Source organism: Cupriavidus sp. GW823-FHT07B10, assembly GCF_058794355.1.
Window position 1 is genome coordinate 35,768 of sequence record NZ_JBXAGS010000005.1, and the last position, 19,237, is coordinate 55,004.

Genomic DNA, 19,237 nt, shown 5'->3' on the forward strand with positions numbered 1-19,237 from the left:
GGCCATGCCGTCCACCCACCCAAAAACAGCAGACATGCATAAAAACGCTCTCAAAGCCCTTCTTGCCACGACCCTCTCGATTGCAGCACTCGGTGCCGCCGCACTGGCCAGCCCTGCCATGGCGCAAGGCCTGAACGACCGCGGCGTCGCCGCCGACCGCAACGGCTACAACCTGCACAACGGCAAGCGCAACCCGTTTACCGACGGTGCGCACGTCAATGGCAAGCGCGACCCCTTCACCGATGGCGCGCGCGTCAACGACCGGCGCGACCCGTTCACCGACGGCGCCAACCGCGCTGCCGCCGGCATGGAAGTGGCAGGCATGGACCGCCGCGGCGTGTCGGCACCGCCGGCGCATGGCGGCTCACGCGTACCGGCTGCCGCCTGACCGGCGCCTGCCCGCGCCACGGCAGCCGCCGTGGCGTGTCGACGGGGCGCAAGGCCCCGTCTCTTTTCCCATACCTCCCTGAACCCTCATGAAAACCATCCTGTTCGCGCTGCTCGGCCTTGGCGCCCTGGCCGCGTCTTTTCCCGCGGCCGCCGGCCCTGACTGGGCTCTGATCGAGCGCGGCCGCGCCGCTGCCAGGACCGCAGCCGAGCGCACCGCACAAGCCCGCAATGCCACGCCTTGCGCACAAGTGGAAGCCGCCGCGTCGGCGACTTCGCCGGTTACATCACGCTGAGTGCTTCTGAGATGCGCGCTCGGGTGCTAGATTGAGAAGGCGTGCCGCCGCCAGGCGCCGGCCGTGCCTGACAAGCCACCCCACCAGAGAGCGAGGAGCCGCGCATGTCCCTTCCCCACCTTGAATCCGGACAGATCGCCAGCGTGCTGCCACTGGGCGCACGGCTGGACCAGACCGCCACCCAGGCCCTGTTCAAGGAAGGCCCGCTGGAAGTGATGCGGCTGGTGCTGAAGGCGGGCAAGCATGTGCCGCCCCATGCGGTAGATGGCCCGATGACTGTGCAATGCCTGGAGGGCGAGGTGCGTGTGCGGGTGGACGGCGCCGAGCGCCAGTTGCACCAGGGCGACCTGCTCTATCTGGGGCCGAGCGTGCGCTACGACGTGACCGCCATCTCCGATGCCTCGGTGCTGGTCACGTTGGTCCTGCCCGGCAGCCGCTGAGTATCGCGCCTTTACACCACGGCAGGCTGCCAGCGCGCGCTGGCAGCCACAAAGGCATCGATCAGCGCCGCCACCGGCGCGCGGCGCAGTGCCGATTCGCGCACCAGCACGCCCACGTCGCGATAGAGCGGCCCGCCCGGCAATGGCGCCTGCACCACGCCCGCGGACTGCTGCAACGGCACCAGTCCGGACGGGATGATGGCGCAACCCAGGCCAGCTGCCACCATCAGCAGGATCACGGCCGGCTCATCCAGCTCCATCCCTTCCCTGACCCATAGCCGCTGCCGCTTCAGGTAGCCGTCCACCAGCTGCCCGCCGGTGCTGTGGCGGTTGTAGCGAATGAACGGAAGCGTCTCCAGCAACGCGCGCAGGTCTGCAGGCGCACCGGCGGGCCCGATGCCGACAAAGCCCTCGCGCACCAGCGGCACCCACTTGAGGTCCGGCGGAAAGCCCAGCCGCGGCCGGATCAGCACGGCGATGTCCAGCTCGCGCGCATCCACCTGCGTCAGCAGCTGGGTGGACATGCCCGGCACCACGTTGACGTGCGAGTCCGGAAACCGCCCCCGGAAATGCCGCATCGCATCGGCCAGCAAGGTGGCCTGGACCGTCGACACAGCGCCCAGCTCCACCGGCGCGGCGTCGGCATGCGGGCCGGCGCGGTCCTTCATCGCGGCATAGAGCTCGACAAAGCGCCGCGCTTCCGGCACCAGCCGGCGCCCGGCTTCGCTGAGCGCGACCGACTTGCCGGTGCGATCGAAGAGTACGCAGTCCAGGTCCTCTTCCAGCCGCCGGATCTGCGTGCTGACGGCCGACTGCGTCAGCGCCAGCCGCGCCGCGGCGGCGGAGAACGAGCCGGTTTCGGCGGCCACCAGGAAGGTCTGGAAGTAGCGGATCATCTATTGAAAATTCTGATACTCAGGCCAAAAATGATTCGCTTCATATTACGGGTTGTGCTGGCTACAATCAACGCGCAGGCCAACGCCTGCCCGCATAACGACCCCGACAAAGGCTTCCCGCATGAGCGCGACTTCCTCTATTCCCCTGTTCCACCTGGCTTTCCCCGTGCGCGACCTGGCCGAGGCAAGGCGCTTCTATGGCGACTTGCTTGGTTGCCCCGAAGGGCGCAGTTCCGAGGCCTGGGTGGACTTCAATTTCTATGGCCACCAGGTGGTGGCGCACCTGTCGCCTGAGGAGTGTGGTCACCGCGCCACCAGCGCCGTCGATGGCGACGACGTGCCGGTGCGGCACTTCGGCGCGATCCTGCCGATGGCCGAATGGGAGGCCCTGGCCGAGCGGCTGCGCGCGGCGGGCACACAGTTCGTGATCGAGCCGCATGTGCGCTTCAAGGGCCAGGTGGGCGAACAGGCCACCATGTTCTTCCTGGACCCGTCGGGCAATGCGCTGGAGTTCAAGGCCTTTGGCGACCTGAGCCAGGTGTTCGCCAAATAAGGCAGCGCGCGGCCGGGCTAGGCAATGCGGCGCATGGCCTCGCGGATCGGCTCGGACTCGGTCGGGCGCACCAGCCGCGCCACTTCCTGCCCGTCGCGCAGGAACACCAGCGTCGGCCACAGCTTGATGTGAAACGACCGGCCAAGCCGGCGCCCGCTGCCGTCCTCGATCTTGAGATGGCGCAATGCCGGATGCACGGCAAAGGCCTCAGCCAGCGCCGGCTTGGCGCGCTGGCAGTAGCCGCACCACGGCGCGCCGAATTCCAGCACGGTGGCGCCCGGCAGCGCATCCACTTCCGTGCGGGTCGGCTCGGTGGCCGCGTATTGCTGGGTCATGGGCATGGATCTGATCCTTTCGCGATAGCTGGCTGATGGTATCCGCATGCCTGCCAGATTCGTTCCAGCGGCGACTTCGGGCAGGCACCGCGCAAAGAGGATGCCCCAGACTGGCCCGGCTGTGTAATTTCTAGGCCGCCGTGGCGATTTCCCACCATGCCGGCAGCAGTTCGCGCACCTCGGCCGCGGCAAAGCGGTCGTCGATCAGGTAGACCACGCCCTGGTCCTGCTGCGTGCGGATGACCCGGCCTGCCGCCTGCACCACCTTGCGCAGCCCGGGATACAGGTAGGCATAGGCATAGCCCTGCCCGAACGCCTGCTGCATGCGCGCACGGAACTGCTCGTTGACCGAGTTGAACTGGGGCAGCCCCAGGGTGGCAACGAAGGCGCCGATCAGGCGCTCGCCGGGCAGGTCAACGCCTTCGGCAAAGGCGCCGCCGAGCACCGCAAAGCCGATGCCCTCGCCGCCTTCCGCAAACGTACCCAGGAACGCCGCCTGCGCGGCTTCGTCCATGCCCCGCGACTGCACCCAATGCGGAATGTCGGGGTGAGACTGGGCGAAGCGGGCCACGGCTTGCTGCAAGTACTCGTGGCTGCTGAAGAACGCCAGGTAGTTGCCGCGCCGTGCGCGGAACTGGCCGGCCATCAGCTCGACGATGGCCGGCAGCGATTGTTCGCGCCGCGCATAGCGGGTGGAGATGCGCGCTGCAATCCGCACCGACAGTTGCTCGGCGCGGAACGGCGATGGCACTTGCACCCGCGCGCAATCGGCCGGCAAACCCAGCGTATCGAGGTAGTAGGCGGCGGGATCGAGGGTCGCGGAGAACAGCGTGACCGAATGCGCGGCGCCAAAGCGCGGGCGCAGGAACGGGGCCGGGATGACATTGCGCAGGCACAGCCGCGCACGGTGGCCGCGGCCGCTGCGCGGCACGCGCTGGATATCGAACAGCGAATGCGCGTCGAGCTGCTCGGCCAGGCGTCCAAAATGCAGCGCATCGAAATAGAAGCGCTGCAGCGCCGGATCCTGCGCGCCTGGGTGCTCGGTCATATGCGTCAATGCCGCCGCGCAGCATTCGTCCAGCGCGCGGCGGAAGGCGGCGGGCACTTCGGGCAGGACTTCATAGGCATCGTCGCTCTGGCGTGCCAGCGCACCCCATTGCCGGGCCAGCCGTGTCAATGGCTTGCGTACGACGGCGGGCGCACCGCGGCGCACCTCGCGCAGCGATTGGGGGTCGAGTTCCGCGGTGTACATGGCGCGGCCGCGTTCGACCAGGTTGTGGGCCTCGTCGACCAGCACGCTGGCGCGCCAGCCATTGGCCGCGGTCAGCGCATACAGCAACGCGCTGCGGTCGAAGTAGTAGTTGTAGTCGGCCACCACCACGTCGCTCCATCGCACCAGCTCCTGCGACAGGTAGTAAGGGCAGATCCCGTGTGCCAGCGCCAGCGTGCGCACCGCGGCGCGGTCGCGCACCGGCACGCCGCGCGCCGCTTCGCGTGCTGCCGGCAGACGGTCATAGAAGCCGCGCGCCAGCGGGCAGGACTCGCCGTGGCAGGCCAGCTCCGGATGCTCGCAAGCCTTGTCGCGGGCCACCAGCTCCAGCACATGCAGCGGCCGCGCGCCGTGGCCGCGCAACGCATTGGCGGCGTGCAGCGCCACCCCGCGCCCGGTGGAGCGGGCCGACAGGAAGTAGACCTTGTCGATGCCCTGCCCCGGCATGGCCTTGAGCACCGGGAACAATGTGCCGACCGACTTGCCGATGCCGGTGGGCGCCTGCGCCAGCAGGTGGCGGCCCGCGCGGTTGGCGTTATAGACCGCCTGCGCCAGTTCGCGCTGGCCCGGGCGGAAACCCTGGTGCGGAAAGGCCAGCTGCGCCAGCGCGCCATCGCGTGCCTGCCGGTGGGCCAGTTCCGCCTGCGCCCAGTGCAGGAACTGCTCGCAGGTCTGCACGAAGAAGGCTTCAAGCGCCTGCGCAGTGAAGTGCTCCGCAACCGGGTGCTCGCGCTGGCTGATGATGTCGAAATAGACCACCGCGATCTCCAGCCCCGGCAGCCCCAGCTTGCGGCATAACAGGCAGCCGTAGACCTTGGCCTGCGCCCAGTGCAGGTGGCGGTGGTTGTCCGGCACCGCGGCATCGCCGCGCACGGTTTTGATTTCTTCGAGCCGGTTGGCGACGGGATCGTAGCCGTCGGCACGGCCGCGCACACGCAAGGGCCCGAAATCGGCGGCAAGCGCCACTTCGGCCTGGTAGGCCTCCCCGCGCCGGCTGGTTACTACCGCATGCCCGGCCACGCCCTCCTGCGCCGATGGCGTCGGCACGAAGCGCAGGTCCAGGTCGCCCGCCTTGGCGGTGAATTCGCACAGCGCGCGCACGGCCACCACGTAGGCCGGTGCGGCTGCCATGGCAGGCGGGGCTGGAATGGGTGGCGGGACGGCGGACACAGGAAACGGGGCGCGGCAGCAACTGTATGAATATACAGTATCACGCAAGAGCCTTATCGCATGACTGCAACTCCGGCATAAGGAAAGAGCAAAACGTTATTTCCATGTGCCCCACCCGCCGCTCTATATTGTCCGGCTTACAAGACAACAACCGCCTGCCGACGCGCCGGCGGACCACGACCGGAGCACAACCTTGACCCGCGGCATCACCCTTGGCGACACCCTCTCCTGGCCCGCGCGCTACCTGCCGCGCAAGACCGCGCTGGTCAGCGGCATCGGTGCCGGGCGACGCGCGTGGACGTATGCGGAGCTCGATGCCGAGGTCAACCGCCACGCGCACGCACTGCAGTCGCTGGGGATCGGCAAGGGCGACGTGGTCGCGGCCTTCCTCTACAACACTCCGGCCTTCGTCTTCACGCTGCTGGCCACGGCGCGCATCGGCGCGGTCTACAACCCGGTCAACTACCGCCTGGCTGCGCAGGAACTGGCCTACATCCTGAACGATGGCGGCGCCAAGGCAGTGCTGTTCGAGCAGGAAGGCGCGGGCGTGGTGGAAAAGGCCGCCGAACTGGCGCCCGGCACCTCGCTGCGCATCTACGCAGACCCCGATGCCGCCCCCGCTTTCGCCACGCATCGGCTCGATACGCTGGCCGCGGCCCAGCCCGCCACGCCGCCCGCGGTGACGGTCCATGAGGACGATCCCTGCATCCTGATGTACACCAGCGGCACCACCGGCCGCCCCAAGGGCGTGGTGCACACCCATCGCAGCAAGCTGCAGCACAACGCGATGATGCACCAGGCCATGACGCTGTCGCGCGAGGACGTGGGCCTGTCGGTGGCGCCGCTGAACCATACCGCCGAGCTGCACACCAGCTTCCTGCCGCGGCTGCAGCTTGGCGCCACGCAGGTGCTGCAGCGCCGCTTCGACGCGGGCGAGGCCTGGCAACTGGTGGAAAGTGAGCGCGTCACGCACTTCTTTGCCGCGCCGACCATGGTGGGCATGTTGCTGAACCATCCGGATGCCGACGCACGCGACGTGTCTTCACTGCGGCTGGTGGAATACGGCGGCGCGTCGATGGCGCCGCACCTGATCCGCGAATGGGACCGCAAGGTCGGCGCCGGGCTGGTGCAGGTGTACGGCACCACGGAAATGGGCCCGTGCATGTCGGTGCTTTACCCGCATGAGCAGCTGAGCCACGCCGGCTCGGCAGGCCTGCCCGCGCTCGGCCATGAGCTGGTGGTGGCCAGGCTGCGCGACGACGGCGAGCCGACCGACCCCATGCAGCCGTGCGTGCCCGGTGAAGTCGGCGAAGTGCTGGTGCGTGGCCCCTGCATGATGCAGGGCTACCTGAACCGCCCGGATGCCAATGCGCGCGCGCTCGCGCACGGCTGGTACCACACCGGCGACCTCGGCAGCCTGGATGCGGACGGCTACCTGTGGATCCGCGATCGCATCGACTACATGATCAATTCCGGCGCGGAGAACGTCTATCCGCGCGAGGTGGAAGACGCGCTGATCGAGCACCCGGCCGTGCTGGAGGTAGCCGTGCTGGGCGAACCCGATCCGACCTGGGGCCAGGTCGTCGGCGCCTATGTGGTGACGCGCGGCGACGGACCGGTCAGCGCGGCGCAGCTCGACGCCTTCCTGTTGCAGGGTGACCGGCTGGCAGCCTACAAGCGCCCGCGCCGCTATCACTTCGTGGACGCATTGCCCAAGACCACCAGCGGCAAGATCCAGAAGCACATGCTGCGCGCGGGCGCCACGGCCTGAGCCTCAGACCAGGCGCGCGTCGTACTGCCAGCGGCGGACCTTGACGTAAGCCAGCCGCGCGGCGTCGGGGTGCGCCGGGTTGACCAGCACGTTGTGCTCTTCAGGGATGACGATGGAAGGCACCAGCAGCAAGGCGCTGGTGCCCCCGGCGGTCCAGGCTTCGCCGGTGTCGAGGCTGGTCTTTCCGGCGGGAATGGCATCCCAGCCTACGGGGGCGGTGTCGACGCTCAGTTTCTGCGCAGCCGCCCATAGCTCGTCGGGGATGTCGATCCGGACCAGGTAGCGGTTCAGCGGCAGCCCGCCTGAACCCAGGTGGACCAGCGTTTCCAGGCAAGCCAGCGCGATGCTGGACGCCGCATAAATCAAGGGCGTGCCCTGCCGGTTCCAGCGCCCGCCGGTGGCCTTGGCGCCGGCGCCGCTGGCGTCGTCGGCGGTGTAGTCTGGGGTGTCGGTCGCGATCCGCCAGGCTGGCCTCACGCGTACGCCCCGCTCTGCATCCTGGCCACCAGGTCGGAAACGATACGCTGGCCGGCGAGCGTATCCATCAGCTCAGCGGGGCGGCGCCCGCCCAGCGCCGGCGAAGGCTGCTCCAGCCACTGCGCCACCCACTGCGCCGCGCTGAAACCGCGCGGATCGCCCGAGCTTTCCACCAGCGCCTGGACCTGCCCGACCAGCCGCGCCATGCCCAGCACACGCTCGCTCTGCTCGCTCGACAGGTTCTGGTGCGCCCGTGCCTTGCGGTCCACGGTGGCGCGCGGCAAGTCCAGTGTCTTGATCAGCTGCTCCTTGGTGGTGCCCATGGATTCGGCCAGGCGGGTCAGGTCTGAAGCCGGCACGCCTTCACGAATCGCGCGGATTACCGACATGGCGCCTTGCGTCGACAGGCTCGCCTCATAGACGGCGACGTAGTTGTTGACGCTCAGCTCGGGCGGAGCCGGGCGTTCATGAGCCAGCGGATAGCGGCCTTTGGGAGTGAGCGTGAGCGGCATGGCAGACCTCATCAAATGAGCATTTAGTATAGCTCAATTGGGAAAAGCCACCTGCTTCACTATAAGGCCCGCGTGCGCCGCCGACTCCCCTTGCCGGCGGCCAGCGCAGCGCGGGCCGGCCGTGTGCGGCGGACTGCCGGACTGGCGGGGCCGGCGGCGGCCGTGGTTGCGGCACCGGCCTGGTCGCGATACTCGGCCAGCAGGCTCTCCCGCTGCCGCACCCGTTCTTCCAGAACGGCGAGCGTCTGGCCAAGACGGGTCATCTCGCTGCCCTGCCGCGACGCGGCCTCGGCGGCACGCGTCAGCCGCTCAACGGCCGCCTTGCGCTCGGCTTCCAGCAGCTTCTGGGTCTCCTTGGCCGTCACACGCGCCGCGTCCAGCTCCAGCGCCATGCGCCGTTCATTGGCGGCGGCGCGCTGGTTCACGGTTTCCCGCTCCTGGTCCCACGCCGCCCGCTGCGCGGCGAAATCCTGCTGCATCGCGTTGTGTGCCAACAGCGCCGCGGCCGACTCTGCGCGCATTGTCTCTCCCTGTTGCTGCAGGGCGACGGCTGCGGCTTCAGCGCGCGCGGCGCGCTCCGTGGCGACGTCGCGGGCCCGTGTCAGTTCCGCCATGGCCGTCTCGGCCCCTTCCAGTCGGGCCTGCATGACCTGGCGTTCCTGCGCCAGGACTTCGCGCTCCTGCTCCAGAGCCGCCCGGGCCTCGGCCAGCGCCGCCTCACGCTGCACCAGCGCGGCCTCGGCCGAGGCCTTGGCTACCTGCAGCGCCGCTTCCCACAGGTAGCGCGCTGCCTCCGTGACTGGTTCCGGGCATCCGGGTGCGGGCGCAAAGGCCTGTGGATCCTGGATACGTCCACCCAGTGCCGCGAACCAGGCATCCAGGTGCGGGCTGACCGTATTGGGAGAGCCCCGCCCCAGGTGCAGGCGGATGCGTTCGATGGTGGGCCGCTGGCCGGCCTTGAGCAGGCTGTCGGCGGCCTGCCAGACGTCGTCCCGGGTAATGCCACGGCTGCGAAGGGTTTCCATGATGGGATCCGGCAAAAAGTCTGTGAGAGGACAAATAAGGTTCGATAATGGAGACTTATCGACTGTTATCTGTCCTATTCATATGATACATTACAGCATACATCATATTTAATATGATAAAAATCCGAGAAGCCCACGAAGCCTACTTTCCACCGATTGCATCCGATGTCGAACTACCGGCGCCGCTTCGCCCGTCCGAACTGGATCCCCTTGCCGAGCAAGCGGCCAATGCCTTGCGCCGCGAAGGCGAATCCCAAAACACGGTGGCAAGCTACCGGTCCGCACTGCGCTACTGGTCTGCCTGGTATGCCCTGCGCTACCGGCAACCTGTGCAGCTCCCGCTCGCGCCTGCCGTCGTCATCCAGTTCATCGTCGACCACGCCACGCGACAGACGCCGCAAGGTCCTGTCTGCGAGATGCCCGCGGCCATCGACCAGGCGCTGGTCGCTGACGGATACAAGGCACGACCCGGCCCGCCCGCGCTGTCCACGCTGACGCACCGGCTGGCGGTACTGGCCAAGGCCCATCGCCTGCAGGCCTTGCCCAACCCTTGCGCCGAAGCTGCGGTGCGCGAACTGATGGCCGGCATCCGGCGCGCCTATGCGCGCCGCGGACAGCGTCAGGCGCGCAAGGCGGCGCTGACCCGCGATCCGCTGCTGCGCCTGCTCGATACCTGTGATGACTCGCTGCGCGGCCTGCGCGACCGCGCGCTGCTGCTGTTTGCATGGGCCAGTGGCGGGCGCCGCCGCTCTGAAGTCGCGCGCGCGACCCTCGGCCACCTCACCCGGCTTGGCCCCGGTGATTTCGTCTATGCACTGGGCTGGTCCAAGACCAACCAGTCAGGCAACGAGCGCGCCGATACCGCCAAGCCCGTAACCGGTGCCGCCGGCCAGGCGCTGGAGGCATGGCTTGCTGCCGCCGGCATCAGCAGCGGGCCGCTGTTTCGCCGCATCCGCCGCGGCGGGCATGTGGGAGAAGGTTTGTCCGATGCGGCGGTCAGCCGCATCGTCAAGACGCGCTGCGCATTGGCGGGACTGGAGGGCGACTACTCAGCGCATTCACTGCGCTCGGGCTTCGTTACCGAGGCTGCTGCGCAACAGGTGCCGCTGGCCGAGACCATGGCCATGACCGGCCACGCAAGCGTGTCGACGGTTGTACGTTACTTCCGCGCCGCGGACGCGCGGCGCTCGCGTGCTGCCGACCTGCTGGCGCAAGCGTCGCAATCCGCCGAAGGCGACTGAGGGCGGCTTGCAACTGGCGCCAATCATGCCGCGCAGCCGGCGCAAATACGGGTATTTCGCTAGCTGGCAGCGCTGGCTCGGGCTGCGGGGCGTGCCTATACTGGCAGCGCGCCGCACAGTGCCAGGCATGGCCGGCCGCGCCCGGAGAATCCAGCAGGCAATCGCCACTGGCACGATGTGCAGCGGCGACCCATGGGATGCAATTGCGCACCGCCTGCCTGGACCGGAACAAGTAGAAACGCGGAGATGGGGATGCCCAACGAACAATTCCTCGCCACCCAGGAAACCCGGCGCTCGGGGCTGAAAGCCCTGCGGGCTGCCTTGCTGCAGGTTCACAAGGAAGTCATCGGCTATGACAGAACCCAGTATGAGCGCCTGAACGGCCCGATTCCTGCAGGCCTGTTTGTGCAACTGGTGACTGAAGACAACTACTTCCGCTGGCTTGACCCGCTGTCGCGCCTGATCATCGAGATCGACGAAGAGCTGGAGGCCAAGGAACACCACGACGAAACCTGCCGTGCAGTCGGACGCGCAGCGGAAAGACTGTTCAGCGACGGTTCTGACCCGGCCTTTCGCAAGCGTTACCAGGAAGCCCTGCAGGACGAGTCCGGCGTCATCGTGGCGCACGGACGGCTGATGTCGGTGATCGGGCAGCTGCGCCAGTTGCCATAGCACGCCGGATCGCGCGGGGCGCGTTGCGCGCGCCGCGGCATAGCCTGTCCGCCTACTTCGCCGGTTTCGGTTCCGGCGTGGGTTTGCGCGGCGCATGGGTATCGACTGCCACCGGGTCGCTCGCCGGGAATGTCTCTTTCAGCCCCTCGTCCAGTTCGCGCTCGATCAGTTCATCCTTGCGCTGTTGTTCACGGGAGGCTGGCGTCTGGTGCTTCTGCGTTGCGGGCTTGGTCATGGCGATGGGGCTCCGTTGGCATCCATGAGCCGATGGTAATCCCGTGCAGGCCGCATTGCCATCACGGCGACGCAGGCTCATCGCCCCCTGCCGCCGCGCCCGCCCCCATGCCAGCCACCGTGCCCACGGCCACCACCGCCATGCCAGTGATGCCCGCCATGCCTGCCGTAGCTGCCGCCGTGGATATAGGTAAAGCTGCCGTAGAAACCACCGTAGCCCGGCCAAGGACGGTAGTACGGGTAGTACGCCGGCGCCGGGTAACCGTCATAGTAGGCAGAGGAAACCGGATAAGCCGGATAAGCAGGGTAGTAAGAGTCGCCAGCATAGGGATAGGCGACGCAGCCAGCCAGCACTGCCACGCAGAGGGCCGCTCCCAATCCATATCGCATGATCCGCTCCTCACCGTGGCGCCGGCGTTCGGCTGCCTGACAGCAAGTTAGACTGTTCTGCAGGCCGCGCAATTCCTCGAAATGCGGACGCGCCCTGATAGCGCGCGGCAATCGACCTGCGTAGATCGAGACAATTCAGGGCGATATTTAAGAAATGTCCGATATTCAGCTGAGAAGCAACGGAATACAGTCCTCTTGCACCCGGCCCGCGGGTGCCCCGACAGAGCCAGGTTGACCCCCTTCCTGGTTCCTTACACTGCCACGATGGTTTCTGGCCATCGTGGCATTTTTTTCGCCGTGATCCTGCTGCAGGCGCTAGAGGCCCTTCTCGACCATGTCGAGCAGGCGCTGCCCGAGGATCTCTGCCTGCTCCTTGGCGCGGCTGCGCAGCGGGCCGTCGATCAGCAGGACGGCCAGGCCATGCACGGCCGACCACGCCAGGTACTCCGCACCCGGCCGGCGCTCGGGCGGCAGCACGCCGGCTTCCACCAGCTTGTCCAGCGCCGCGCCCAGCAGCTGGAACGGATTGAGACCGCTGTTGCCTGCCTTGGCCGGATCGGCATCATCTTCCACTTCATCCGGCACCGAAAACGCGGTGCGGAACAGTCCGGTCTCGGCCAGCGCAAAGCGCAGGTAGCCGGTGCCGACCGCACGCAGGCAGGCACGCGCATGCGCGGCGGCTCCACGGCCCGGGCGCAGCCCGCCGATTTCACCCTCCATAGCAATGGCAAGCGACGACAAGGCCGAGGCCCGCACTGCCTGCAGCAGGTCCTGCCGGCTGGCGAAGTGCCGGTACGCGGCATTGGGCACCACGCCGGCACGGCGTGTGGCCTCGCGCAGCACGATGGCGTCGGGGCCACCCTCGCGTGCCAGGTCGATGCCTGCGTCCAGCAGCGCGCGGCGCAGGTCGCCGTGGCGGTAGGTGGCGCGCGCCGGAGGCGCGGGGACAGCCCGGGTCATGCGGCTCCCCTTGAATATGGATAACGGTTCATGATGTGCATACGCTTATAGTGAACAGTGTACACAATCAGGCCGCAACAAGTCTGTTGCATTGAGAATTGCAGGAACCAGCGGACCGGAACGCGGGCTTCAGAGGATGGGCGCAAACAGCTTGGCGACGTGCATCGCCACGCGCAGCGGCGCCGGCGCATCGAGGAACTCGTTCAGCCCGACGCGCCGGGCCTGGGCGAAGTCGGCTTCGAGCATGGTGGCCACGCTCGCGGCAAAGCCCTTGTCGGCAGTCATCACCATCAGCTCGAAGTTGAGCCGGAACGAGCGGTTGTCCAGGTTGGCGGTGCCGACCGCCGCGGCTTCGTCGTCGATCAGGATGACCTTCTGGTGCAGGAAGCCGGGCTGGTAGCGATACAGCTTGATGCCCGCGGACACGGCCTGGTACGCATAGATAGTGGAGGCGGCATAGACCACCAGGTGATCGGGCCGCGCCGGAATCAGGATGCGCACATCCACGCCGCGCAGCACGGCCAGCCGCAGCACCGCAAACACCGCCTCGTCGGGCACGAAATACGGCGACGTGATCCACAGCCGGTGGCGCGCCGCCTGGATGGCCTCGACAAAGAACAGCGAACAGGTCTCCTGCGCGTCGGCAGGGCCTGACGGCACCACCTGGCAGGTCATGCGCCCGCCCGCTTCTGGCGGCGGCATCAGCAGGTGCGGCACCTCGCGCGCGGCCCAGAACCAGTCTTCGGCAAAGGCCATCTGCAGGTCCAGCACGGCGCTGCCGCGCAGTGCAATATGGGTGTCGCGCCACGGCGCCAGTGGCGGGCGTTCGCCCAGGTATTCGACGCCGACGTTGTGGCCACCGACAAAGGCCTCGCTGCCATCGACGATCACCAGCTTGCGATGGTTGCGAAAATTGAGCTGAAACCGGTTGACAAAGCCGCGGTGCGTGGAGAACGCCCGCGCATCGACGCCGGCCTCGGCCAGCGTGCGCACGTAGCGGCGCGGCAGCGCGTGGCAGCCGATGCGATCGAACAGGAAGTACACCTTGACGCCGGCCCGCGCGCGCTCGCACAGCAGCGCCTGCAGGCGCTGGCCCAGCGCATCGTCATGCACGATGAAGAACTGCACGATCAGCACCTGGCTGGCCCGCGCGATCGCGGCAAAGATCGCCTCGAAGGTCTGCTCGCCGTTGACCAGCAAGCGCACGTCATTGTTGGCCAGGCACGGCATGCCGGTCAGCCGGGGTAGCGCACGCATGCAGGCCTGCGCCGGCGCATGGACCACGCAGGCGCTGCGCGCCTCGCGCTCGCGCGGGGTCATGCCGTGGCGCAGCTCGCGCAGGTGGTCGTCATTGAAGCGCCGGGCGTCGACGTAGCCGGCGAAGGTGCTGCGCCCGAAGATCAGGTAGGGCACCAGCGTGAAGTACGGCATCATCAGCAGCGACCCCGCCCACGCGATCGCGCCGGGCGCGGTGCGCACCGTCATGACGGCATGCAGGGCAGCCACCACGCCGACGACGTGAAAGCACAGGACGATGATGGCGATGACACTCGGGCTCTGCAGCATCGGTGGGCTTGAGTCCCCGGACCGGAACGCGATGCGCGCTATTTTGGCACACCCTGCCCGAATGTTGACAGCACGGCGCCCATAGTGCCCGCGCGCTGCCTTCTTTTTTGGCACGCCGACAGCATCACGGTGCCAGGCCGCAGTCCGGCCACTGCGCCCTGGCTTGTCCACAGGAGCTGTGGACAACTTTCCATATCGCCATCGGCGCCGCCGACATACGCCCCCTCACGCCAACAACGCGAGCGCCATCAAAAAAACAGCAGAAATTTCAGAAATGTCCGATTGTCCTGTGGACCACACTTTTTGTACGCTTGCTGCTTGCGAACGGTAGTGCTGCGTGCGTGCGCGCCTGGTGCCTGCCTTCGTTCCATCGCTGTCCGGCTCCAGCCCTGCCGCGGTCCGGCCGTCCCTGCCACGGCTCTCGTATTTCGCCATCGATGAATATTGCGCTGCTCATGGGCAAGTCGCCCCAACTCCGGCCGGTGCCGGAACTGCTGGCACGTTCCGGTTATCGTTGCAACGTGTTTGAAACGGGCCGCGACCTGATCCACGGTGTTAGCCAGGTACCGTTCGACATGCTGCTGATCGATGATGAACTGCCAGACCTGCCGGCCATCGACGTTATCCGTGCCGTGCGCTGTGCGCGCTCACGCGATGTGCCCATCATCATGCTTGCGGCCGACAGCAGTGAGGACGGCCTCATCGATGCACTCGACGCCGGCGCTGATGACTACGTGTGCCGCCCGCTCAATGTGCGCGTGCTCATGGCACGCATCACGGCGCTGCGCCGCCGGGTGACCGGCGAGCGCCTGCGCCAGGGCCTGGTAGTGCGCGTCGGCCCCTACCAGCTCAACAGCGTGGGCCGCTTTGCCACGCTGCACGACGAGCGCATCGAAATGACGCCGAAGGAATTCGACCTGGCCATGCTGTTGTTTTCCAATGTCGGCAGGGTCCTGTCCAGCGACCGCATCCAGCAGGCGGTGTGGCGGCATGAACTGGCGCCGCTGTCGCGGGCACTGGCGGGACTGATGTCGCGCCTGCGCAAGACCCTGCGCATCGGCATCGCCAACGGCATCGTCATCACTGTCGTCTACGCGCACGGCTACCGGCTCGACGTACTGGAAGGGGGCGCAGCGCCCAGGCTGCCCGCGGCGGACCGCCGGCTCACCAGACGCAGGCAGCCGGACCGCTAGACCGACAGCGTCGCGGCCAGCGACAGGAAATCCAGCACGGCCATGCCGGTTGCCGAGCGCTTGGCCTCGCGCTTGGCCGCCGCCGCGGCGGCGCCGATATGCTGGCTGCCCAGCCGCTGCAGGCCCGCCACGCCCTCGCCGCTCACGCACACCACGCCAACCGCCATCGACACTGGCGCAAAGAAGACCGGCCGCCCGTGGCGGTCTTCGCCATGCATGCCGCCGGCGTTGCGATCGGCGGGCGAATACATGACGCGCGCCGCGTCGTTGAAGCGCCGGATCGCAGCTTGCAGGCGCGCGGCCCAGTCGCTGCTCTGGTACAGCACCAGGAAGTCGTCGCCGCCCACATGGCCGAGAAAATCGCGTGCGGGATCACAGGCCTCGGCCAGGATGGCGGCCGCGCCCTTGAGCATTTCATCGCCCTTCCAGTAGCCATATTTGTCGTTGAAGGGCTTGAAGTGGTTCAGGTCGACATAGCAGGCGCGGAACTCGCTGGCGGCTTCGATCAGGCGCTCGATATGCTGGTTCAGCGGGATATTGCCGGGCAGGAAGGTCAGCGGATTGGCGTATCGCGCCGCCTCCATGCGCACTTCGGTGATGGCCCGGATCAGATCAGCGCCGGTGCCCAGGCCGATATAGCGGCCCTGTTCGGTAATCACGAAACCATCGGCAAGCGAGCGCGTGTTCTCGCCGGACAGGATCTGCGCCATCTCCTCCAGGCTGGCGCGATGGTCAAAGCAGGCCGGCTCGCGGTTGGCCATGGCGATGCAGGCCTTCTTGCCATACAGCTCGCGATGGAATGGCGCCGCGTAGCGGTCGATGAAAGCCTGGCGGCTGATGATCGCCAGCGGCCGGCCTTCGTCATTGACGACGGCCACGGCCTGCAGGTCGGGCTGGTCCTGGAAGACGCGCAGCACCGCATCGTTGCTGGTGGCAGGCGACACCGTCGGCGCAGGCCGCAGCAGGCGCCCGGCGGTGATGCCCGACCAGCCTGAGCGCACCATTTGCGGAAACACGGCGATATGCCGCGAAGCCAACGCCTGGTGCACGTGCTGCGGCGCCTGCGCGGCCGGCCGCAACAAGGGCCGGCCCACGTAGTAGCCCTGGGCGCCGGCCACGCCCAGGTCGCGGATCACGGCGAGCTCGTCTTCGTCCTCGACGCCTTCGGCGATCACGCGCCCGCCAAAGGCGCTCATCACGCGCAGCAGCGCGCGCAGGATCTCCAGCCGCCGCGAACAGGACGCAATGCCCCGCACCAGCGATTTGTCGATCTTGACGAACTGCGGCGACAGGTGCGCAAGCAGGTCGAGGTTGGCATGCCCGGTGCCGAAATCATCCAGCGCGTACTGCATGCCAAGCTCGCGCAGCACCGCCATCGCCTGGGCAAAGCTGGCAGCATCGCCGATCGGGGTCTGTTCGGTGATTTCGATCACCAGGCGCGACGGCGCAATACCGGCCTCCAGCAGCGCCGCCATCAGCCGCCCGCGCTCGGCCAGCAGGTGCCGCAACGTCATGGGGCTGAAATTGAGGAACAGCTTGCCGGGCAGGTCCAGGCTGCGCCAGGCGGCCAGCGCGGTGCGCGCCGCGTGGATCTCCAGCGCCATGGTCGCGGCAACGCCCTGCGCCAGCCGGAACAACGCGTCCGGGCTCGCCCAGGGCGAGCCCGCCGGCCCCCGGATCAGCGCCTCGTAGCCGAGGATCTCGGCATTGTCCGCCTGCACGATCGGCTGGAATACCGCATGCAGCTGCGGCAGCCGCGCATGCGCAAGTGCTGCGGCGATGGGGGTACCAGATGCGACAGGTGCGCGGTCGAGCAAAGGCGTGGCGGCAGGCAGGCCTGTCATGGCGGGAAATCCGGGGATGGGGCAAGAGGGCGAGCGACATTGCATGACATGGATATGACAGCGTGATGACAAAAATCCTCATTCCATGTCACGCCGGCGTCACGTTGATGATCGACCATCCGTGCGCCGCCTGCGACCGTCCCGGACAGAGGACAGCGCGCGCGGCAATTCGGGTCAAGCCCGGGCCGTGCATCCTTCAGGAGCCAGCACGCCCGTTTGGAGTCTTCTCCGTGGTGCAAGTCATCAAGACACACCTGCCCGGCCGCAGCCGGGCAGCTGCCCCCGCGCGGCTGTTCGCGCGGCTTTCCGCACGACTGGGCCGCCTGCCGCTGGTGGCACGCCTGTGCGCTGCCTTTGCCCTGGTGTACCTGTTCGGTGCCGCGGTCGGGTTGACCGGGATCGCCAACCTGGTCTCGATCAAGGCGCGCACCGACACCCTGTACCAGCACGACATGCACGGTGCCATCTCGGCCGAGCGCGCGCAGTCGGCACTGGCCACCCTCGGCCGTGCCCAGCTGGCGTTGACCATGGCCACCAGCAGCACCGAGCGCGACGATGCCGCCGCCGACGTCGCGCTCGGCCTGTCGCAGCTCGATGCTGCGCTGGCCGGCGTACGCCAGGCCGCCGCAGCACAGGCCGCGCCGCTGCTGCGCGAACGCCAGCGCACCGGCGAGCTGGTGCAGGCCTACGTGGCGCTGCTGCGCAAGCAGCCGCTGGACTCGCTGCAATTCGACAGCGCGGTCTCGGTCGACGGCCACTTCGTTACTGAACAGCTGCAATCCCTCAGCCGGCAAGTGGAAGCCGTGCGCCAGCAGCAGGAACAAAAGGCCGCCGCCACGGTGGCCAGCGTGGCGGCCAGCCAGCTGCGCGCGCAGGCATGGATGGCCGCCCTGCTCGGCGCCAGCCTGCTGGCGGCCGCCGCGCTGGCGTGGATCGCTGCGCGCAGCCTGCGTGCCGAACTTGGCGGCGAGCCGCGCGACGCCGCCGAGATCGCTCGCCGCATAGCCGCCGGCGACCTGACCGCCACTATCACCCTGCGCCCGTCGGACCATAGCAGCATGCTGCACCACGTGGCCGGCATGCGCGACCAGCTTGCCGGCGTACTGGCCCGTATTCAGGCCAGCGCCCAGGAGATCACCGCGGCCGGCCAGCAGATCGCCGAAGACAACCACGCCTTGTCGGCGCGCACCCAGCGGCAGGCCAGCGCGCTCGATGCCACCACCGGCAGCATGCAGGCACTGGCAGCACGCGTGGCCGACGCGCACGCCCAGGCCACCGAATCGAGCCAGATGGCCAGCCAGGCACGCGCCGCCACCGATGCCGGCGCTGCCGTGGTGCAGCAGATGCGCGGCGCGATGGATACGCTGCACGGCCACTCGCGCCATATCGCCGAGATCGTCGGCGTGATCCAGGGGATCGCCTTCCAGACCAATATACTGGCGCTGAATGCCGCGGTGGAAGCGGCCCGCGCCGGCCCCGCCGGCCGCGGCTTCGCGGTGGTCGCGCAAGAAGTGCGCGCGCTGGCCCAGCGCAGCGCCGATGCGGCGCGCGAGATCGGCGGCATCGTCAGCACCGCTACACACGAGATCGAGCAAGGCGCGCGCCTGAGCGCCAGCGTGGTGGCGGCGATGGACCGCATCGCGGCTACCGTCGGGCACAGCCATGCGCTGTCCGAGGCCTTGCGCACGCTTGCCGACGAGCAGGCCGGCAGCGTGCAGGCCGCCGGGCAATCCGTATCGCAGCTGCGCCAGACCGCCCAGCAGAACGCGGCGCTGGTCGATGAGCTGGCCAGCCAGGCAGCCCGGCTGGACCAGCACGCAGCGGCACTGGCCGACGATGTGGCCCGCTTCCGCTTCTAGTGCGTGTCATCTTTGTAACGGGCAGATGTGTCTGGGCGAAACATTTGTCATGGCGACGTAACCGGCATTTACGTCTACCCCGATAAAGTTACAGATCTGTTTCAACTGAACCCGCGCCGGTTACGTGTCAGCCTGCCCGTGGCGAG

At 67.9% G+C, this 19,237-nt stretch carries 21 protein-coding genes; 9 read left to right on the forward strand and 12 right to left on the reverse strand.

What is annotated here, in order from left to right:
* Nucleotides 1–34 precede the first annotated feature (34 nt).
* The 3 genes from AC1Q6V_RS12530 (at nt 35) to AC1Q6V_RS12540 (ending at nt 1,123) form a co-directional block, all read left to right on the forward strand.
* Nucleotides 35–388, forward strand: a complete 354-nt coding sequence (locus AC1Q6V_RS12530; protein WP_454749458.1) for a hypothetical protein — start codon at nt 35–37, stop codon at nt 386–388.
* An 88-nt stretch (nt 389–476) separates the two neighbouring features.
* Entirely contained in the window at nt 477–683 is a 207-nt protein-coding gene (locus tag AC1Q6V_RS12535; protein ID WP_011617114.1) for a hypothetical protein, read from the forward strand.
* A gap of 104 nt (nt 684–787) precedes the next feature.
* On the forward strand, nt 788–1,123 hold the full coding sequence (locus tag AC1Q6V_RS12540; RefSeq protein ID WP_010809386.1) for a cupin domain-containing protein: 336 nt from the start codon (nt 788–790) through the stop codon (nt 1,121–1,123).
* 11 nt (nt 1,124–1,134) lie between these two features.
* Here the strand turns inward: AC1Q6V_RS12540 and AC1Q6V_RS12545 are convergent, their stop codons facing one another.
* Nucleotides 1,135–2,019, reverse strand: a complete 885-nt coding sequence (locus AC1Q6V_RS12545; protein WP_010809387.1) for a LysR family transcriptional regulator — start codon at nt 2,017–2,019, stop codon at nt 1,135–1,137.
* Between the two features lie 121 nt (nt 2,020–2,140).
* Here AC1Q6V_RS12545 and AC1Q6V_RS12550 point away from each other — a divergent pair, with 121 nt between their 5' ends.
* Complete coding sequence (locus tag AC1Q6V_RS12550) at nt 2,141–2,572, forward strand: VOC family protein (RefSeq protein WP_010809388.1); 432 nt, start codon at nt 2,141–2,143, stop codon at nt 2,570–2,572.
* A 17-nt stretch (nt 2,573–2,589) separates the two neighbouring features.
* On the opposite strand, the gene AC1Q6V_RS12555 is transcribed toward AC1Q6V_RS12550, so the two are convergent.
* Nucleotides 2,590–2,913 carry a thioredoxin family protein gene (locus AC1Q6V_RS12555; RefSeq protein WP_454749459.1) on the reverse strand — a complete coding sequence of 108 codons (324 nt, stop codon included), beginning with the start codon at nt 2,911–2,913 and terminating at the stop codon, nt 2,590–2,592.
* Between the two features lie 124 nt (nt 2,914–3,037).
* Nucleotides 3,038–5,308, reverse strand: coding sequence for an ATP-dependent DNA helicase (locus tag AC1Q6V_RS12560; RefSeq protein ID WP_454749460.1), 2,271 nt, complete (start codon nt 5,306–5,308; stop codon nt 3,038–3,040).
* 232 nt (nt 5,309–5,540) lie between these two features.
* Between AC1Q6V_RS12560 and AC1Q6V_RS12565 the strand changes: the two genes are divergently transcribed.
* Nucleotides 5,541–7,118: a fatty acid--CoA ligase gene (locus tag AC1Q6V_RS12565; protein ID WP_454749461.1), complete on the forward strand. Its 1,578-nt coding sequence runs from the start codon at nt 5,541–5,543 to the stop codon at nt 7,116–7,118.
* A gap of 3 nt (nt 7,119–7,121) precedes the next feature.
* On the opposite strand, the gene AC1Q6V_RS12570 is transcribed toward AC1Q6V_RS12565, so the two are convergent.
* Genes AC1Q6V_RS12570 through AC1Q6V_RS12580 form a run of 3 tightly spaced genes read right to left on the reverse strand, consistent with a single transcriptional unit; the run spans nt 7,122 to nt 9,132 of the window.
* Entirely contained in the window at nt 7,122–7,595 is a 474-nt protein-coding gene (locus tag AC1Q6V_RS12570) for an RES family NAD+ phosphorylase (RefSeq protein WP_011617110.1), read from the reverse strand.
* Entirely contained in the window at nt 7,592–8,107 is a 516-nt protein-coding gene (locus AC1Q6V_RS12575; protein ID WP_010809393.1) for an Xre family toxin-antitoxin system antitoxin, read from the reverse strand. Before AC1Q6V_RS12575 ends, AC1Q6V_RS12570 begins: the two co-directional genes overlap by 4 nt.
* Nucleotides 8,108–8,166: 59 nt before the next feature.
* The gene (locus AC1Q6V_RS12580) at nt 8,167–9,132 is read right to left on the reverse strand and encodes a DNA-binding protein (protein ID WP_010809394.1); all 966 of its coding nucleotides are present in this window, start codon (nt 9,130–9,132) and stop codon (nt 8,167–8,169) included.
* A gap of 113 nt (nt 9,133–9,245) precedes the next feature.
* On the opposite strand from AC1Q6V_RS12580, the gene AC1Q6V_RS12585 reads away from it, so the two are divergent.
* Both AC1Q6V_RS12585 and AC1Q6V_RS12590 read left to right on the forward strand, forming a co-directional pair.
* Complete coding sequence (locus tag AC1Q6V_RS12585; RefSeq protein WP_454749462.1) at nt 9,246–10,373, forward strand: site-specific integrase; 1,128 nt, start codon at nt 9,246–9,248, stop codon at nt 10,371–10,373.
* A gap of 246 nt (nt 10,374–10,619) precedes the next feature.
* Nucleotides 10,620–11,045: a hypothetical protein gene (locus AC1Q6V_RS12590; RefSeq protein ID WP_035823937.1), complete on the forward strand. Its 426-nt coding sequence runs from the start codon at nt 10,620–10,622 to the stop codon at nt 11,043–11,045.
* Between the two features lie 52 nt (nt 11,046–11,097).
* Here AC1Q6V_RS12590 and AC1Q6V_RS12595 read toward each other — a convergent pair whose 3' ends face one another.
* From AC1Q6V_RS12595 to AC1Q6V_RS12615, 5 genes are all read right to left on the reverse strand, one after another.
* The gene (locus AC1Q6V_RS12595; protein WP_010809397.1) at nt 11,098–11,280 is read right to left on the reverse strand and encodes a hypothetical protein; all 183 of its coding nucleotides are present in this window, start codon (nt 11,278–11,280) and stop codon (nt 11,098–11,100) included.
* Between the two features lie 77 nt (nt 11,281–11,357).
* Complete coding sequence (locus AC1Q6V_RS12600) at nt 11,358–11,669, reverse strand: hypothetical protein (RefSeq protein ID WP_011617106.1); 312 nt, start codon at nt 11,667–11,669, stop codon at nt 11,358–11,360.
* Between the two features lie 315 nt (nt 11,670–11,984).
* The gene (locus AC1Q6V_RS12605) at nt 11,985–12,629 is read right to left on the reverse strand and encodes a TetR/AcrR family transcriptional regulator (RefSeq protein WP_010809399.1); all 645 of its coding nucleotides are present in this window, start codon (nt 12,627–12,629) and stop codon (nt 11,985–11,987) included.
* Nucleotides 12,630–12,758: 129 nt separating this feature from the next.
* Nucleotides 12,759–14,195: a cardiolipin synthase gene (gene cls, locus AC1Q6V_RS12610; RefSeq protein ID WP_010809400.1), complete on the reverse strand. Its 1,437-nt coding sequence runs from the start codon at nt 14,193–14,195 to the stop codon at nt 12,759–12,761.
* Between the two features lie 225 nt (nt 14,196–14,420).
* The gene (locus AC1Q6V_RS12615; RefSeq protein WP_136227860.1) at nt 14,421–14,630 is read right to left on the reverse strand and encodes a hypothetical protein; all 210 of its coding nucleotides are present in this window, start codon (nt 14,628–14,630) and stop codon (nt 14,421–14,423) included.
* Nucleotides 14,631–14,632: 2 nt separating this feature from the next.
* Between AC1Q6V_RS12615 and AC1Q6V_RS12620 the strand changes: the two genes are divergently transcribed.
* Nucleotides 14,633–15,388, forward strand: a complete 756-nt coding sequence (locus AC1Q6V_RS12620) for a response regulator transcription factor (RefSeq protein WP_439672699.1) — start codon at nt 14,633–14,635, stop codon at nt 15,386–15,388.
* Here the strand turns inward: AC1Q6V_RS12620 and AC1Q6V_RS12625 are convergent.
* A complete protein-coding gene (locus tag AC1Q6V_RS12625; RefSeq protein ID WP_454749463.1) occupies nt 15,385–17,232 on the reverse strand; it encodes a phosphodiesterase in 1,848 nt (615 codons plus the stop codon). The genes AC1Q6V_RS12620 and AC1Q6V_RS12625 overlap by 4 nt on opposite strands.
* Before the next feature lie 230 nt (nt 17,233–17,462).
* On the opposite strand from AC1Q6V_RS12625, the gene AC1Q6V_RS12630 reads away from it, so the two are divergent.
* On the forward strand, nt 17,463–19,091 hold the full coding sequence (locus tag AC1Q6V_RS12630; RefSeq protein ID WP_010809403.1) for a methyl-accepting chemotaxis protein: 1,629 nt from the start codon (nt 17,463–17,465) through the stop codon (nt 19,089–19,091).
* Nucleotides 19,092–19,237 lie beyond the last annotated feature (146 nt).

Excerpts from the sequence above, each read along its gene's own strand:
- AC1Q6V_RS12590 (WP_035823937.1), top strand. The coding sequence starts at position 10,620 with ATGGGGATGCCCAACGAACAATTCCTCGCCACCCAGGAAACCCGGCGC.
- AC1Q6V_RS12600 (WP_011617106.1), bottom strand. The coding sequence starts at position 11,669 with ATGCGATATGGATTGGGAGCGGCCCTCTGCGTGGCAGTGCTGGCTGGC.
- cls (WP_010809400.1), bottom strand. The coding sequence starts at position 14,195 with ATGCTGCAGAGCCCGAGTGTCATCGCCATCATCGTCCTGTGCTTTCAC.
- AC1Q6V_RS12615 (WP_136227860.1), bottom strand. The coding sequence starts at position 14,630 with ATGGCGAAATACGAGAGCCGTGGCAGGGACGGCCGGACCGCGGCAGGG.
- AC1Q6V_RS12605 (WP_010809399.1), bottom strand. The coding sequence starts at position 12,629 with ATGACCCGGGCTGTCCCCGCGCCTCCGGCGCGCGCCACCTACCGCCAC.
- AC1Q6V_RS12580 (WP_010809394.1), bottom strand. The coding sequence starts at position 9,132 with ATGGAAACCCTTCGCAGCCGTGGCATTACCCGGGACGACGTCTGGCAG.
- AC1Q6V_RS12535 (WP_011617114.1), top strand. The coding sequence starts at position 477 with ATGAAAACCATCCTGTTCGCGCTGCTCGGCCTTGGCGCCCTGGCCGCG.
- AC1Q6V_RS12530 (WP_454749458.1), top strand. The coding sequence starts at position 35 with ATGCATAAAAACGCTCTCAAAGCCCTTCTTGCCACGACCCTCTCGATT.
- AC1Q6V_RS12620 (WP_439672699.1), top strand. The coding sequence starts at position 14,633 with ATGAATATTGCGCTGCTCATGGGCAAGTCGCCCCAACTCCGGCCGGTG.
- AC1Q6V_RS12560 (WP_454749460.1), bottom strand. The coding sequence starts at position 5,308 with ATGGCAGCCGCACCGGCCTACGTGGTGGCCGTGCGCGCGCTGTGCGAA.
- AC1Q6V_RS12545 (WP_010809387.1), bottom strand. The coding sequence starts at position 2,019 with ATGATCCGCTACTTCCAGACCTTCCTGGTGGCCGCCGAAACCGGCTCG.
- AC1Q6V_RS12575 (WP_010809393.1), bottom strand. The coding sequence starts at position 8,107 with ATGCCGCTCACGCTCACTCCCAAAGGCCGCTATCCGCTGGCTCATGAA.
- AC1Q6V_RS12550 (WP_010809388.1), top strand. The coding sequence starts at position 2,141 with ATGAGCGCGACTTCCTCTATTCCCCTGTTCCACCTGGCTTTCCCCGTG.
- AC1Q6V_RS12585 (WP_454749462.1), top strand. The coding sequence starts at position 9,246 with ATGATAAAAATCCGAGAAGCCCACGAAGCCTACTTTCCACCGATTGCA.
- AC1Q6V_RS12555 (WP_454749459.1), bottom strand. The coding sequence starts at position 2,913 with ATGCCCATGACCCAGCAATACGCGGCCACCGAGCCGACCCGCACGGAA.
- AC1Q6V_RS12625 (WP_454749463.1), bottom strand. The coding sequence starts at position 17,232 with ATGACAGGCCTGCCTGCCGCCACGCCTTTGCTCGACCGCGCACCTGTC.
- AC1Q6V_RS12595 (WP_010809397.1), bottom strand. The coding sequence starts at position 11,280 with ATGACCAAGCCCGCAACGCAGAAGCACCAGACGCCAGCCTCCCGTGAA.
- AC1Q6V_RS12540 (WP_010809386.1), top strand. The coding sequence starts at position 788 with ATGTCCCTTCCCCACCTTGAATCCGGACAGATCGCCAGCGTGCTGCCA.